Here is a 12,936-nt window from a genome sequence, read left to right as displayed (position 1 = left end):
TGGGGAGCAGGTGGTGAGCGGACGGTGGCGGACCCTGGCACTGGTGCTGGTGACACTCGGCGTGCTGGCCTGGGCGCTCACGCAGTTCCGCCCGGCCGGGCCGCAGAACCCGCTGACCAACCCGGCATCGGTCGAGCGCGAGCTGCTCGCCGACGCGCCGGGCGGGGCGCTGAGCCGGACGATCAAACGGAGCTTCCCCGAGGATTTCGACGCGCTGAAGGCTGCGGTGGTCGCCCGCGCCCGCGACGGCGGCGGGCCCGCCGAGGTGCAGGAGACAGCGGGTGCGTTCCTAAGCGCGGCGACGCGCAGGCACAGCGCAGGACTCATCCAGGCGCCGGCACCGGCACTGCGCGCCTATCTCACCGCCGAGATCGCGCTGGTCGAGCAACTCGCGGCGACGTCGCCGGAGCGCTGCGCCGCCTATTTCAACGATCGCCCCGACGAAGCCAGCTGGTATGCCCCGGATCTGCGCGCGCTGTACCTCCGACAGAATATCGCACTGTGGGAAGCCGCCGCAGCGGCCCGCGATCATCCCGCGGGGCGGACGCTCGCAGTGGTCGAGCCCAATCCCAACCCGCTTTCCTGCCGCGATGGCCTGGCCGCGCTCCAATCGACCGCGGCAATGCCCGACGCCGCATTCGAGCAAACCTATCCGCTGATGCTCAGCATCGTTCGCTGACGCTTGCCCCCACCGCCCCGCTGCCGCAAAGGCCATGGGGTGCAGGGCGATCGGATTTTGAAGGGCATCTTGCTGCGATTGTTCGCGGTCGCCTGCCTTGCCACCATGTCGGCGCTGATCAAGCTGGCCGAGATGCGCGGCGCCGGGCTGGTCGAGACGATGTTCCATCGCCAGCTCTGGGCGGTGCCGCTGGTGACCACCTGGGTGGCGGCGGGCCCCGGCCTGGGATCGATCCGGACGCAACGCTTCGGCGCGCACGTCTCGCGCACCGCCGTGGGGCTGACCGGCATGGTCTTCACCTTCGGCGCGGTGCTGCTGCTGCCGCTGGCCGAGGCAGTGACTTTCCAGTTCACCGTGCCGATCTTCGCGACGATCCTGGGTGCGCTGCTGCTCAAGGAGCCGACCGGCTGGCATCGCTGGGGCGCGGTGATCGCGGGATTCGTCGGCGTGCTGATCGTCGCGCAGCCGGGAAGCGCCCACATCCCGGCGTTCGGGGCGATGGTGGGGCTGCTCGCCGCGCTGTTCGTGGCGATCGTGGCGATCCTGCTGCGCCAGATCGGCAAGACCGAAGCGACGGGGACGACGGTGTTCTGGTTCTCGGTCCTCTCCGTGCCGGTGCTGGCGATCCCCTACGCCTTCTCGTTCAAGGCGCATGATCCGGTAACCTGGGCGATGCTGGTGGGGATCGGGCTGATCGGCGGCGTCGGCCAGCTCGCGCTGACCGGATCGGTGAAACATGCCCCGGTGAGCGCGGTGGTGCCGATGGACTATTCGAGCCTGATCTGGGGCACGCTCTATGGCTGGGCGATCTTCGGCATGTGGCCCAGCCCCTGGACCTGGCTCGGCGCGCCGGTGATCATCGCCAGCGGGCTCTACATCGTGTGGCGGGAGCGGCGGCGCGGGATCCCGGATCCGGCCGTGACCAGCGCGGAAATGGAGCCGGTTTGATCCTGCCGCTCCCCTCCCTGGAAGGGAGGGGAGTCTCAGGCTCGCCGATACACCAGCATCAGATTGTTCGCCGGCATCTCGACCAGCCGCTCCAGCGACAGGCCGTGCGGCACGGCCGCCGCGGTCACGGCTTCCACGAAGCGCAGTCCGAAGCGGGAATCCCTGTCCTTCAGCCACAGCTCGAACTGTTCGTTCGACGGCGCCGTCTCCACCCCTTCGCGACGATAGGGGCCGTAGAGGATCAGCGGCGCTCCCGGGGCCAGCGCGGCGCCCGCCCCTGCGATCAGCCCGAGCGTCGCTTCCCAGGGGCTGATATGGACCATGTTGACGCACAGGATGGCGTCCGCCGCCGGGAAAGCGCCCGTCGCCGCATCGATCTCCAGCGGCGCACGGACATTGGCCAGCCCGGCGCACCAGTCCGCGATCGAGGCCAGCGCATCGGCATCGGGATCGCTCGGCTGCCAGACCAGGCCGGGAAAGCGCCCGGCGAAGAAGGCGCAATGCTCGCCGCTGCCGCTCGCGATCTCGAGCACATGGCCGCGCGCGGGCAGTTCCTCCGCCAGCACCGCGGCGATCGGATCGCGGTTCCGCTCGGTGGCCGGGGCGTGGCGCCTCACCCGCCGCGCGCCTGCTCGAGCAGGCGGCGGGCGCGCAGGAACATTTCCACCCGCTGCACCGTCAGCATGCCGAGCGCGAAGGCGATCAGCACGTCGGTCATCGCCATCACGTCGAAATGCATGCCCGGGATGCCGAGCGACTCGGCGTTGCGGGCAAGCGAGCGGACGAGGACCAGCGCAAGGATGAACGCCATCGCGGCGAGCGAGCCCCTTTGCGAAATCTCGTGCGTCTCGGGATTCACCTGGATGTGCATCATCCGGCCGCGCTGCCAGCCGAGCGCGGCCCCGGCGAGGAGGGCGGCAGCCGCCGCGGCCCAGGTCATCGGCGCCGGCGGGATGTTCCAGAAGGTGAAAGCGGTGATCGCCAGATAGAGCGCGGGCACGATCCACAGCCGCTCGATGCGCAACGGCCGCTCGCGCGTGAGCCGGCGGAAGCGCAGCGCGAGCACGACGAGGATGATCGCGATCGGAATGAGCTGGTAGAGCGGATTGGGATGGAAGGGCTGCGTGTGCATCGATCGAGACCCCCGTAAACTTGCAAGTGATCTATATAAGTAATACAGTTCCTATGCCAGCCGAACTGGCTGGCAAAGGCAAGAGGATTGCGCATGCGGCCACGCCGGTCCATCAGGGCGCCCGGAGGGTTCATGGACGTCGATCACGATAGCGCGGGGGTGAAGTTCGCACCGCCGGCCGCTTTCCTTGGCACGCTGGTGGTGGGGCTGGCACTGGGCAAGCTTCTGGGCAGCCCCGACCTGCCGCTCGCCCATTCGACCGAGCGCGGCCTGGGCTCGCTGGCGACCCTGCTCGGCGTGGGAATCATGCTTTCCGCCCTGGGGCTGTTCCGCGCCGCGGGCACCGATCCCAAGCCATGGAAGCGCTCGACCGCGCTCGTCACCGACGGCGTCTATCGCTGGTCGCGCAACCCGATGTATTTCGGCATGGCGCTGGCCTATGCCGGCGTGGCGATCTGGATGGACAGCCTGGTCGCCCTGCTGCTGCTCATCCCGCTGGTCATCGTGATCCAGCGCGAAGTGATCGAGCGCGAGGAAAGCTATCTCGCGCGCAAGTTCGGCGAGCGCTATCTCAGCTACAAGTCCGCGGTGCGCCGCTGGATTTGAGCGCCCCGACGCTCAGGGGTGCCGGGGATAGTCGCCGCGCATCGCGATGCAGTAGCGCAGCTGCTTCTGCTGGTCGGTCGCCGCGGCGGGGATCGCCTTGCGCAGATCGGGCAGGGCGAAGTTCGTCTTGCCGTCGCCACCATAGCTGTTGCCGAGCAGCGTGTAGAGCACGTCATAGCCGCGAATGGGCAGGAGCCGGCCATCGGCTTCGACCCAGTCCTCGGGGCAGTAGCGGGCGGAGAAGAGCATGATCTCGCCGACAAAGGGGTCGTTGCCCGCATAGGCCGGCATCGGCGCGGCAAGTGTGGCGATGGCAGCGGCGAGCAGCGCGGTCTTCATGTCGGTTTCCCCCTTGTCCGTTTCGGCGCACGCTGCCCCGGCGGTATGCGACAAGGCAAACCGCATTTGCACGGTTCCGGGGCTATTGCGCTGTGACATAAAGAAAAAGGCCGGGGCATCGCGCCCCGGCCTTTCGCTATCCGGCCCTTCCCCCCGGGCAAGAGGATGCCGGGGACTATTCCGCCGCTTCGGCCGCAGCAGGCGCCTTCCACGCCAGCACCGGCTTGCGCGCGGCGAGCGTCTCGTCGAGCCGGCGGCGCGGCGCGAAGTGCGGCGCGGTACGGATCGTCGGGTCGCCGTTCTTGGCGCGGGCGGCCACGCTGCGGAAGGCGCCGATGAACTGGTCGAGCGTCGCCTTCGATTCGGTCTCGGTCGGTTCCACCAGCATCGCGCCGTGGACGACGAGCGGGAAATAGACCGTCATCGGGTGATAGCCTTCGTCGATCAGACCCTTGGCGATATCGATGGTCGACAGGCCCTCGGGCAGCCCCCTGTCGCTGAAGATCGCCTCGTGCATGCACGGACCGTATTTGGCGAAGGGCGCGTCGAGCACGTCCTCCATCGAGCGCAGGACATAGTTCGCGTTGAGCACCGAATCCTCGGCGACCTGGCGCAGGCCGTCCGCGCCGTGGCTGAGGATATAGGTGAGCGCACGCGTGAACATGCCCATCTGGCCGTTGAACGCGGTCATGCGGCCGAAGGTACCGGCATGATGCTCGCCCGCGGTCTCTTCCTCGACGAGGTGGAACCTGTCCCCATCCTTCTCGACGAAGGGCAAAGGCGCATAGGGCGCCAGCGCCGCCGACAGCACGACCGGGCCCGAGCCCGGGCCGCCGCCGCCATGCGGGGTCGAGAAGGTCTTGTGCAGGTTGATGTGCATCGCATCGACGCCGAGGTCGCCCGGACGGACCCGGCCGACGATCGCGTTGAAATTGGCGCCGTCGCAATAGACATAGCCGCCCGCCGCATGCACCGCGTCCGAGATCGCCTTCATGTCGCGCTCGAACAGGCCGCAGGTGTTGGGGTTGGTGATCATCACGCCGGCGATGTCCGGCCCCAGCCGCGCCTTGAGCGCTTCGAGGTCGACGCGGCCGTCCTCGGTGGCGGGAATATCCTCGACCGAGAAGCCAGCGAACGCCGCCGTCGCCGGGTTGGTGCCGTGCGCGCTGGTCGGCACGAGCAGGATCTTGCGGTCCTGCTGGCCCTGCGCGTCGAGCGCCGAGCGGATCGCGAGGATGCCGCACAGCTCGCCATGCGCGCCGGCCTTGGGGCTCATCGCCACCGCCTGCATGCCGGTGAGCGTGATCAGCCAGTGCGCGAGCTGGTCGATGACCTCGAGCGCGCCCTGCACCGTGTCGACCGGCGCGAGCGGATGGATGTCGGCGAAGCCCGGCAGGCGCGCCATGCGCTCGTTGAGGCGCGGATTGTGCTTCATCGTGCACGAACCGAGCGGGAACAGGCCCAGGTCGATAGCGTAATTCTGGCGGCTGAGGCGGGTATAGTGGCGCACCGTCTCGGGCTCGGACAGGCCGGGCAGGCCGATAGATGCCGAACGCTCGAGACCGCCGAGGCGCGACTTCGCCTGGGGCAGTTCGCCGAAGTCGACGCCGGTGGTCTCGGACGAGCCGATCTCGAAGATCAGCGCTTCCTCGAGCATCAGCGCGCGATTGCCGGTGAAGGTCGAAAGATCGCTGGCCTCGCCCGCCTGCGGCGTGGTGGGGCGCCAGCCGGACTGGTTGATCGTGCTCATGCCAGCACCTCCTGGAGCGCGGAGGCAAGCGTCTCGACGTCCTCCTGGGTGGTAGTTTCGGTGACGGCAACGATCAGGCCGTCGGCCAGATCCCCGGCGCCCGGATAAAGGCGGCCGAGCGAGACGCCGGCGAGGATGCCCCGGTCCGCGAGCGTGCGGACGACCGGGCGCGCTTCCTTGGAAAGCTTCAGCGTGAACTCGTTGAAGAAGGTCGGGGTGACCAGCTCGACGCCCGGCACCCGGGCCAGGCGGTCGGCGGCGGCCGAAGCGCCGGCATGGTTGATCGCGGCAAGCTGGCGCAGGCCCTTCTCGCCGAGCAGGGTCATGTGCACCGACATGGCGAGCGCGCACAGCACCGAGCTGGTGCAGATGTTCGACGTCGCCTTCTCGCGGCGGATATGCTGCTCGCGGGTGCTGAGCGTCAGCACGTAGCCGCGCTTGCCCTCGGCATCCACGGTCTCGCCGCAGAGCCGGCCCGGCATCTGGCGGACCAGCTTCTCCGAACAGGCGAACAGGCCGACATAGGGGCCGCCGAACTGCAGGCCGACGCCGAGCGACTGGCCCTCGCCCACCACGATGTCCGCGCCCATTTCGCCCGGCGCCTTGATCGCGCCCAGCGCGACCGGCTCGGTGACGACAGCGACGAGCAACGCCTTCTTCGCATGCGCGGCTTCGGCGAGCTTCGACAGATCGGCGATGCGGCCGAGGATGTCGGGATATTGGACCACGACGCAGCTGGTATCGTCGTCGATCCGGGCGATCAGGTCATCGGTGTCGGGCGTGGCCGACAGGGTGGGCAGCGACGTGACCAGCTGGTCGCCGGTGAACTTGGCCATGGTCTCGGCGACCGAGACATAATGCGGATGCAGGCCGCCCGAGAGGATTGCCTTGCCGCGCTTCGTCACGCGGCGGGCCATGGTGATGGCTTCCCAGCACGCGGTCGAGCCGTCGTACATCGAGGCATTCGCCACGTCGCAGCCGAGCAGCCGCGCGACCTGCGACTGGAACTCGAACATCATCTGCAGCGTGCCCTGCGCGATTTCCGGCTGATAGGGCGTGTAGGCGGTGAGGAACTCGCCGCGCTGGATGAGGTGGTCGACGCTGGCCGGGACGTGGTGGCGATAGGCGCCGGCGCCGAGGAAGAAGGGCGCGGCCCCCGCCGCCAGGTTCTTGGCGGCCAGCTTCGTCATGTGACGTTCGACCGCGAGTTCGCTGGCATGCATCGGCAGGCCCGCGATCGGGCCGTCGAGCACGGCGGCGGCGGGAACGTCGGCAAAGAGATCGTCGATCGACTTGGCGCCGATGACACCGAGCATCGCCTCGCGATCGGGCTGGGTAAGGGGCAGGTAGCGCATCAGAGCCTTCTCAATTGGTGTTCGCGGGCGCGCCTTCGGACGAGGTCCAGGCGCGGATATGGGAGGGGTCGATGCCCCAGCCACGGTCCAGACTGCCCTCGCCGGTGCAGCTGTCCTTGGCTACGACACCGGTGAGGACGACATAGCTGTTCTGGAAAGGCGCGGCCCTGCGGTCGAACGCCTGGTCGCCACCGATCCCGATCGAGCGCGGCGCAATGCCGAGCCTGTCGAGCGCAGCCTTGTGCGCTGCCTTGTCCTCGATACGGGTCGTGCGTGCTAGGCCGGCGAAATAGTCGAAATAGGCCCGCGCACGCGCCTTGTCGGCATAGAGCGCGCAGTCATATCCCGAGCAATTGCCGAGATAGCCCGCAACCCGCACCTGCCCCCCTCTGAGCGCCTCGCATTGCGCGAGATAGCGATCGACCGTCAGCAGCTGCGGCTCCCCGCAGCTGCCGAGCATTGCCGTGGCGGCGAGCAGGGCGGGTCCGCGGATCACGAAGCCGGCAGGATCGCGTCGGGGGTCAGCACGGTCAGCGCCATGCATTTCGGCTTGCCGACCATGAGACAGGCCTTCTGGATGCGGCCGCTCACGACCACGTCCTTCTGAACCATGCTCGACCCGGTGACCAGGCCGGCGCGATTGTCGATCTCGATGCTCGGAACCTTCGGCGCCTCCTTGCCGGCGAGCTGCGCCTTCAGCACGGGACCGAGCTGCTTGAGCGCCGCCTTGTCGGCAAGCAACGAGCAGCCCTCCTCGAAACAGGCATAGAGCCAGCCCTTCACCCGAACCCGCTGCCCGTCCAGCTGGGCAAGCTTCGATGCCACCTCGGCAACCGTCTGCACCGGCATCGGCGACCCGACTTCCTTGGGCACGGGCTGCTGCTGCCCGCACGCGGCGAGCAGCAGGGCGCCGAGAAGGGCCAAGGGCCTCACAGCTTGCTCACATATTCCTGATAGGCGCTGTCGTTCATCAGGCTTTCCAGCTCGCCCGGATCGGCGAGGGTGAGCTTGAAGAACCAGCCTTCGCCCTCGGGGTCTTCGTTGACCAGCGCGGGGTTGTCGGCCAGCTCGGCATTGCCCTCGATCACCGTGCCGGAGACCGGCGCGTAGACGTCGGACGCGGCCTTGACCGACTCCACCACGGCGGCATCGTCGCCCTTCGACACCTGCTTGCCCTCGTCCGGCACTTCGACGAACACGATGTCGCCGAGCTGGCTCTGGGCATATTCGGTGATGCCGACGGTCGCGGTGTCGCCGTCGACGTCGACCCACTCATGATCCTCGGTGAAATAGCGGCTCATCAGGCTCCCTTTCTGACGTAACGATGGGGGACGAAGGGCATCTTCACGACCTCCGCCGAATGGATCTTGCCGCGCTGGGCAAGGGTGATCTTCGTGCCCGGCTCGGCGCTGGCGGCCGGCACATAGGCCATGGCGATCGGCTGCTGCAGCGTCGGCGCGAAGCCGCCCGAAGTGACCTTGCCGACTTCGTTGCCATCGGCATCGAGGACGAGGCCACCCTCCCGGACCGGCTGGCGCCCCTCGACGACCAGGCCGACGCGCTTGAGGATCGGGCCGTTCTCCCGCTCCAGCATGATCCGGGCATGGCCGGGAAAGCCGCCTTCCTCGCGGCGGCGCTTCTTGAGCGCGAAGCCCAGGGCGGCCGCCACCGGCGTGGTCTCGGTATCCAGATCATGGCCGTAGAGCGGCAGATCGGCTTCCAGGCGCAGCGAATCGCGCGCGCCGAGGCCGATCGGCTTCACTTCCGGCTGGGCGGTGATCGCATCGGCCAGCGCCTCGGCACCTTCGACGGGAACCGAGATCTCGAACCCGTCCTCGCCGGTATAGCCCGAGCGGCTGATCCACAGGTCGTGGTCCTGCCAGGCGAAGGGCGCGCCCTGCATGAAGACGAGCGCGGAGACTCCGGGGATCACGCGCTCCAGCGCGGCGGCCGCTTCGGGCCCCTGGAGCGCGAGCAGGGCATGATCCTCCATGTGGTTCATGCCGATTTCGTCGGGCAGGAACTCGCGGAAATGGGCGATGTCGTCCCATTTGCAGGCACCGTTGACGACCATGTAGACTTCGCCGTCCTTCAGGCGAGTCAGCATCAGGTCGTCCAGGATCCCGCCATTCTCCGCCATCAACAGCGAATAGACCGGGTGGGAGAGCTTCGCGGCCTGGATGTCCGCGGGCATCAGCGCCTCGAGCGCGGCCTCGACGCCTTCGCCGGTGAAGGTCAGCTGGCCCATATGGCTGACGTCGAACAGCCCGGCATGCGCGCGCACCCAGAGATGCTCGGCCATGATGCCTTCATATTGGACGGGCATCTCATAGCCGGCGAAGGGAACCATGCGCCCGCCCCGGGCGCGGTGCCACCGGTCGAGCGGAAGCAGGAGAAGCTCTTCGGTGCCGTCCCCGCCTTCGGGATCGCCGCTCATGGGCTGGTCCTGGACTTGCTGGCTCATCGCGGCACTCCGGATTCGAGAGGAATTCGACGAAGCGGCGCGGAATCCTCGCGCACCGTTCCATCGCCCCCTCTGTCACGGAACCTGAGAGCTTTCGCCAGTCGCCTGGCTTACCCCTTCGGTGGGACGTGGCCGGGCCGCGTCCGCTTTCCAGAGTGTCGTGCCCGCGCGGTCCCTGGTGCCTGAGAGATTCCGGGGCGGTTGCTCCTTCGGCGGTGGGTTGCCCCACACTCTCCCGCGCGTGCCTGTCGACGAAGCGCAGCCTTGGCCGTGAGGGTGATTCGAGTCAACGATCAAAACGTCCCGGAACTCCCCTCGCTGGAAGGGAGGAGCAGGGGGTGGGTGGAATGCTCGCAACACGGAAAGGCCCGGCGATACGACGCCGTATCACCAGGCCCCTACCCACTCCTCGATCCCCTCCCTTCCAGGGAGGGGAGGAAGTCATCGCGTGACGTTGTACTTCAGCTGGTCCTCGGTCAGCTGGAAGCCGACCAGCGCCTCGAACGTGGCCGAGAGCACTGCGCCGCGGATCGAGGGATCGGCCAGCGGATCCATCGCCGCCGCCTGCTCGCCGGCCTTGCGCTTCTCGGTCAGGCGCTTGCGGACCTCGTCCGGCAGCGTCGCCGCGGTGCGGTCGACATAAGTGGTGGCGGTGCCGCTGGTCTGGGCACGCAACTGGCCCGGCTCGAAATGCACGGTGACGCGGTTGATCCGCTTGGCGACCACCGAAGTGCCGCCGCGCACCACCGTCACGAAATACGGGAAGCTCACGTCGCGCGGGCCATCGGCGCTCTGGCGGCGGGCCAGCACGTCGAAATTGACCGTGGTGACGACCTGCGGGCCGGCATCGTCGCAAGTCGAAGTGACGTTGGTCATCACCGCGTTGACGTCGATCGCGCTCGACTCGCGGCTGGTCGCCGGGTTGAAGATGGTCATGTCGCCGGTGCCGGCCGGAATCGCGACGTGCGGGCAGGCCGAGCGCACCGCCGTGACGCCGGCACCCCCGCCATTGGCATCGATTTCGCCGGTACGGCTGCATGCGCCGAGCGCGAGCGGGATCAGAGCGAAAACGGCGAGGTTGCGGACCAAGACGGAAACCCTTTCAAACACACGGGACCAGATGGGGTCCAAAACGGCGCGCAGCATAGGAACCGCGTTGAGCCCGCGCAAGCAATCGCGTAGGTGCGAGGCGGAACTATGGCAGACCCTGTAAAACCCGTCCTCGAGCTGCTGATCGCAGCGCCCCGCGGCTTCTGCGCCGGCGTCGACCGTGCCATTCGCATCGTCGAGCTGGCGATCGAGAAATATGGCGCGCCCGTCTATGTGCGCCACGAGATCGTGCACAACAAATATGTGGTCGACAGCCTGAAGGCGAAGGGCGCGATCTTCGTCGAGGAGCTCGACCAGGTGCCCGACGACGTGCCGGTGGTCTTCTCCGCGCACGGCGTGCCCAAGGCGGTGCCGGCCAAGGCGGAGGAGCGCGGCCTCGAATATCTCGACGCCACCTGCCCGCTCGTCTCCAAGGTCCATCGCCAGGCCGAGCGGCTGGTCGCCGCCGGGCGGCACATCTTGTTCATCGGCCATGCCGGCCACCCGGAAGTGATCGGCACCTTCGGCCAGGTGCCCGCGGGATCGATGACGCTGGTGGAGACGCCGGCCGATGCCGAGGCCGTGCGGGTCTCCGACCCCGCCAACCTCGCCTTCCTCACCCAGACCACGCTTTCGGTGGACGATACGGCGGCGACGCTGGCGGTGCTCCAGCGCCGCTTCCCGGACATCCTCGCCCCCGGTCCGAACGACATCTGCTACGCGACCACCAACCGTCAGGGCGCGGTGAAGGCGATCGCCTCGTCGGTCGACCTGGTGCTGATCATCGGCGGCCGGAACTCGTCCAACTCGCTCCGCCTCGTCGAGGTCGCCGAGCGGCAGGGCACCACCGCCCATCTGATCCAGCGCGCGGAGGACGTGGACTGGGAATGGTTCGCCGGGGTGGGCACGGTCGGCGTGAGTGCGGGCGCCTCGGCCCCCGAGCTGCTGGTCCGCGAGCTGGTCGACAAGCTGTCCGAGCGCTTCGAGGTGAGCGAGCGCGAAGTGGAAACGGTACCCGAGAACGTCACCTTCAAGCTGCCGCGCGGACTGGAAGCGGCTTGATGCACGCCCCAAGCACAACTGCGGTTGTGCGCGGGGCGCCGGCAGGAGATGGGTCGCCCCGTCCGCGGGGATGACGAGGGGGGAAATGTGGCAGTCTATACGCAGGTTTCGGCGGAGGCGCTGAGCGCGTTCCTCGACAGGTTCGACGTCGGCGAACTCGTCTCGGCCAAGGGCATCGCCGAGGGCGTGGAGAATTCCAACTATCTGGTGGACACGACGAAGAGCCGCTTCATCCTGACGCTCTACGAGAAGCGCGTCGCCGCCGGCGACCTGCCCTATTTCATGGCGCTGCTCGATCATCTGGCGGGCAAGGGCCTGCCGGTGCCGCCCGCGGTGCCCGATCGCGAGGGCACGCTGATCCACGAACTGGAGGGCCGGCCGGCCTGCCTGATCCAGTTCCTGTCCGGCGTCTCCGTGTCGCACCCGACACCGGCCCAGGCACACGCCGCCGCCGAGGCGATGGGCAGGATGCACGCAGCCGCGGCCGACTTCCCGCTCGACCGGCCGAACTCGATGGGCTTCGACACCTGGCTGCCGCTGTTCGAGCGCTGCGGCCGCAGCCTCGACGAGATCGCGCCCGGCCTCTACGACGATATCGGCTTCGCCCTCGACGACGTCCGCTCCGCATGGTCCGGCGACCATATGGACCGCTGCGCGATCCATGCCGATCTTTTCCCCGACAATGTGCTGATGCTCGGCAATCGAGTGACCGGCCTGATCGACTTCTATTTTGCCTGTACCGATGTCCGCGTCTACGATCTCGCCGTGATGCACGCCGCCTGGTCGTTCGACGCCAGCGGCCGCGCGCACGACAAGCCGGTCGGCGAGGCGCTGATCCAGGGCTATTCGCAAAGCTTTCCGCTCAGCGACCTGGAACAGGTGGAATTCCCGGTGCTGGCGACCGGCGCCTGCATCCGCTTCACCCTGTCGCGGGCCTGGGACTGGCTCAATACGCCCGTGGACGCGCTGGTGACGCGCAAGGATCCGCTCGCTTTCTGGCGGCGCGTGAAAACCTATGACAGCGACCTCGGGAGCCGTCTAAGGACGCTTGCCTGATGGAATTGCAACATGTCGAGATCGCCACCGATGGCGCGTGCAAGGGCAACCCGGGCAAGGGCGGCTGGGGCGTGGTGCTGCGCATGGGCGGCGTCGAGAAGGAACTCTCGGGCGGCGAGAAGCACACCACCAACAACCGCATGGAGCTGATGGCGGCGATCCAGGGGCTGGGCGCGCTCAAGCGCCCCTGCCGCGTCACCCTGTCGACCGACAGCCGCTATGTGATGGACGGCCTGACCAAGTGGATCCATGGCTGGCTGAAGAATGGCTGGAAGACCGCCGACAGGAAGCCGGTGAAGAACGCCGACCTGTGGCAGGAACTGCTCGCCGCCGCCAAGCCGCACCGGGTGGAATGGGTGTGGGTGAAGGGCCATGCCGGCCATCCCGACAATGAGCGTGCCGACAAGCTGGCGAGCGACGCGGCGATCGCGGCCTGACGCCCTGGCGGCGCAGCCC

At 68.0% G+C, this 12,936-nt stretch carries 16 protein-coding genes and 1 riboswitch; of the genes, 6 read left to right on the top strand and 10 right to left on the bottom strand.

Annotation, left to right across the window (positions count from 1 at the left end; all coding sequences use genetic code 11):
* The first annotated feature begins 13 nt into the window (after positions 1 to 13).
* Entirely contained in the window at positions 14 to 679 is a 666-nt protein-coding gene (locus CAP40_RS18805) for a hypothetical protein (protein WP_144034434.1), read from the top strand.
* Between the two features lie 69 nt (positions 680 to 748).
* On the top strand, positions 749 to 1,627 hold the full coding sequence (locus tag CAP40_RS18800; RefSeq protein ID WP_373384962.1) for a DMT family transporter: 879 nt from the start codon (positions 749 to 751) through the stop codon (positions 1,625 to 1,627).
* A gap of 35 nt (positions 1,628 to 1,662) precedes the next feature.
* Here the strand turns inward: CAP40_RS18800 and CAP40_RS18795 are convergent, their stop codons facing one another.
* Together CAP40_RS18795 and CAP40_RS18790 are read right to left on the bottom strand one after the other, a co-directional pair.
* Positions 1,663 to 2,244, bottom strand: coding sequence for a DUF938 domain-containing protein (locus tag CAP40_RS18795; RefSeq protein WP_086131094.1), 582 nt, complete (start codon positions 2,242 to 2,244; stop codon positions 1,663 to 1,665).
* The gene (locus CAP40_RS18790; protein ID WP_086131093.1) at positions 2,241 to 2,759 is read right to left on the bottom strand and encodes a CcdC protein domain-containing protein; all 519 of its coding nucleotides are present in this window, start codon (positions 2,757 to 2,759) and stop codon (positions 2,241 to 2,243) included. Before CAP40_RS18790 ends, CAP40_RS18795 begins: the two co-directional genes overlap by 4 nt.
* A gap of 132 nt (positions 2,760 to 2,891) precedes the next feature.
* Between CAP40_RS18790 and CAP40_RS18785 the strand changes: the two genes are divergently transcribed.
* A complete protein-coding gene (locus CAP40_RS18785; RefSeq protein ID WP_086131092.1) occupies positions 2,892 to 3,365 on the top strand; it encodes an isoprenylcysteine carboxylmethyltransferase family protein in 474 nt (157 codons plus the stop codon).
* Between the two features lie 12 nt (positions 3,366 to 3,377).
* Here CAP40_RS18785 and CAP40_RS18780 read toward each other — a convergent pair whose 3' ends face one another.
* The 8 genes from CAP40_RS18780 to CAP40_RS18745 all read right to left on the bottom strand — a co-directional run bounded on the left by CAP40_RS18780 (position 3,378) and on the right by CAP40_RS18745 (position 10,362).
* Positions 3,378 to 3,704 carry a phage tail protein gene (locus tag CAP40_RS18780; RefSeq protein WP_086131186.1) on the bottom strand — a complete coding sequence of 109 codons (327 nt, stop codon included), beginning with the start codon at positions 3,702 to 3,704 and terminating at the stop codon, positions 3,378 to 3,380.
* A 175-nt stretch (positions 3,705 to 3,879) separates the two neighbouring features.
* Entirely contained in the window at positions 3,880 to 5,454 is a 1,575-nt protein-coding gene (gene gcvPB / locus CAP40_RS18775; RefSeq protein ID WP_086131091.1) for an aminomethyl-transferring glycine dehydrogenase subunit GcvPB, read from the bottom strand.
* On the bottom strand, positions 5,451 to 6,809 hold the full coding sequence (gene gcvPA, locus CAP40_RS18770; protein WP_086131090.1) for an aminomethyl-transferring glycine dehydrogenase subunit GcvPA: 1,359 nt from the start codon (positions 6,807 to 6,809) through the stop codon (positions 5,451 to 5,453). Before gcvPA ends, gcvPB begins: the two co-directional genes overlap by 4 nt.
* Before the next feature lie 10 nt (positions 6,810 to 6,819).
* Complete coding sequence (locus CAP40_RS18765) at positions 6,820 to 7,305, bottom strand: hypothetical protein (protein WP_086131089.1); 486 nt, start codon at positions 7,303 to 7,305, stop codon at positions 6,820 to 6,822.
* Complete coding sequence (locus CAP40_RS18760; protein WP_086131088.1) at positions 7,302 to 7,733, bottom strand: hypothetical protein; 432 nt, start codon at positions 7,731 to 7,733, stop codon at positions 7,302 to 7,304. Before CAP40_RS18760 ends, CAP40_RS18765 begins: the two co-directional genes overlap by 4 nt.
* Positions 7,734 to 7,738: 5 nt before the next feature.
* Entirely contained in the window at positions 7,739 to 8,110 is a 372-nt protein-coding gene (gcvH, locus tag CAP40_RS18755; protein ID WP_086131087.1) for a glycine cleavage system protein GcvH, read from the bottom strand.
* Positions 8,110 to 9,246, bottom strand: a complete 1,137-nt coding sequence (gene gcvT / locus CAP40_RS18750) for a glycine cleavage system aminomethyltransferase GcvT (RefSeq protein WP_256924390.1) — start codon at positions 9,244 to 9,246, stop codon at positions 8,110 to 8,112. The genes gcvH and gcvT overlap by 1 nt, the downstream gene beginning before the upstream one ends.
* Before the next feature lie 186 nt (positions 9,247 to 9,432).
* Positions 9,433 to 9,521: riboswitch (glycine riboswitch) on the bottom strand.
* A gap of 193 nt (positions 9,522 to 9,714) precedes the next feature.
* On the bottom strand, positions 9,715 to 10,362 hold the full coding sequence (locus tag CAP40_RS18745; RefSeq protein WP_179188368.1) for a hypothetical protein: 648 nt from the start codon (positions 10,360 to 10,362) through the stop codon (positions 9,715 to 9,717).
* A 108-nt stretch (positions 10,363 to 10,470) separates the two neighbouring features.
* On the opposite strand from CAP40_RS18745, the gene ispH reads away from it, so the two are divergent.
* The 3 genes from ispH (at position 10,471) to rnhA (ending at position 12,917) form a co-directional block, all read left to right on the top strand.
* A complete protein-coding gene (ispH, locus tag CAP40_RS18740) occupies positions 10,471 to 11,424 on the top strand; it encodes a 4-hydroxy-3-methylbut-2-enyl diphosphate reductase (RefSeq protein ID WP_086131085.1) in 954 nt (317 codons plus the stop codon).
* Positions 11,425 to 11,511: 87 nt separating this feature from the next.
* Positions 11,512 to 12,480, top strand: coding sequence for a homoserine kinase (thrB, locus tag CAP40_RS18735; protein ID WP_086131084.1), 969 nt, complete (start codon positions 11,512 to 11,514; stop codon positions 12,478 to 12,480).
* Positions 12,480 to 12,917 (top strand): ribonuclease HI, encoded by a 438-nt coding sequence (gene rnhA, locus CAP40_RS18730; RefSeq protein ID WP_086131083.1) that lies wholly within the window; start codon positions 12,480 to 12,482, stop codon positions 12,915 to 12,917. Before thrB ends, rnhA begins: the two co-directional genes overlap by 1 nt.
* Positions 12,918 to 12,936 lie beyond the last annotated feature (19 nt).

The organism is Sphingomonas sp. IBVSS2, from assembly GCF_002127225.1.
Lineage (GTDB): Bacteria > Pseudomonadota > Alphaproteobacteria > Sphingomonadales > Sphingomonadaceae > Sphingomonas.
This window is presented reverse-complemented; position numbering and strand designations above follow the sequence as displayed.

What these genes read in the sequence shown, in the direction of transcription:
- CAP40_RS18785 (WP_086131092.1), top strand. Translation starts at nt 2,892, where the DNA reads ATGGACGTCGATCACGATAGCGCGGGGGTGAAGTTCGCACCGCCGGCC.
- gcvPA (WP_086131090.1), bottom strand. Translation starts at nt 6,809, where the DNA reads ATGCGCTACCTGCCCCTTACCCAGCCCGATCGCGAGGCGATGCTCGGT.
- gcvT (WP_256924390.1), bottom strand. Translation starts at nt 9,246, where the DNA reads ATGAGCGGCGATCCCGAAGGCGGGGACGGCACCGAAGAGCTTCTCCTG.
- CAP40_RS18780 (WP_086131186.1), bottom strand. Translation starts at nt 3,704, where the DNA reads ATGAAGACCGCGCTGCTCGCCGCTGCCATCGCCACACTTGCCGCGCCG.
- gcvPB (WP_086131091.1), bottom strand. Translation starts at nt 5,454, where the DNA reads ATGAGCACGATCAACCAGTCCGGCTGGCGCCCCACCACGCCGCAGGCG.
- ispH (WP_086131085.1), top strand. Translation starts at nt 10,471, where the DNA reads ATGGCAGACCCTGTAAAACCCGTCCTCGAGCTGCTGATCGCAGCGCCC.
- gcvH (WP_086131087.1), bottom strand. Translation starts at nt 8,110, where the DNA reads ATGAGCCGCTATTTCACCGAGGATCATGAGTGGGTCGACGTCGACGGC.
- rnhA (WP_086131083.1), top strand. Translation starts at nt 12,480, where the DNA reads ATGGAATTGCAACATGTCGAGATCGCCACCGATGGCGCGTGCAAGGGC.
- CAP40_RS18790 (WP_086131093.1), bottom strand. Translation starts at nt 2,759, where the DNA reads ATGCACACGCAGCCCTTCCATCCCAATCCGCTCTACCAGCTCATTCCG.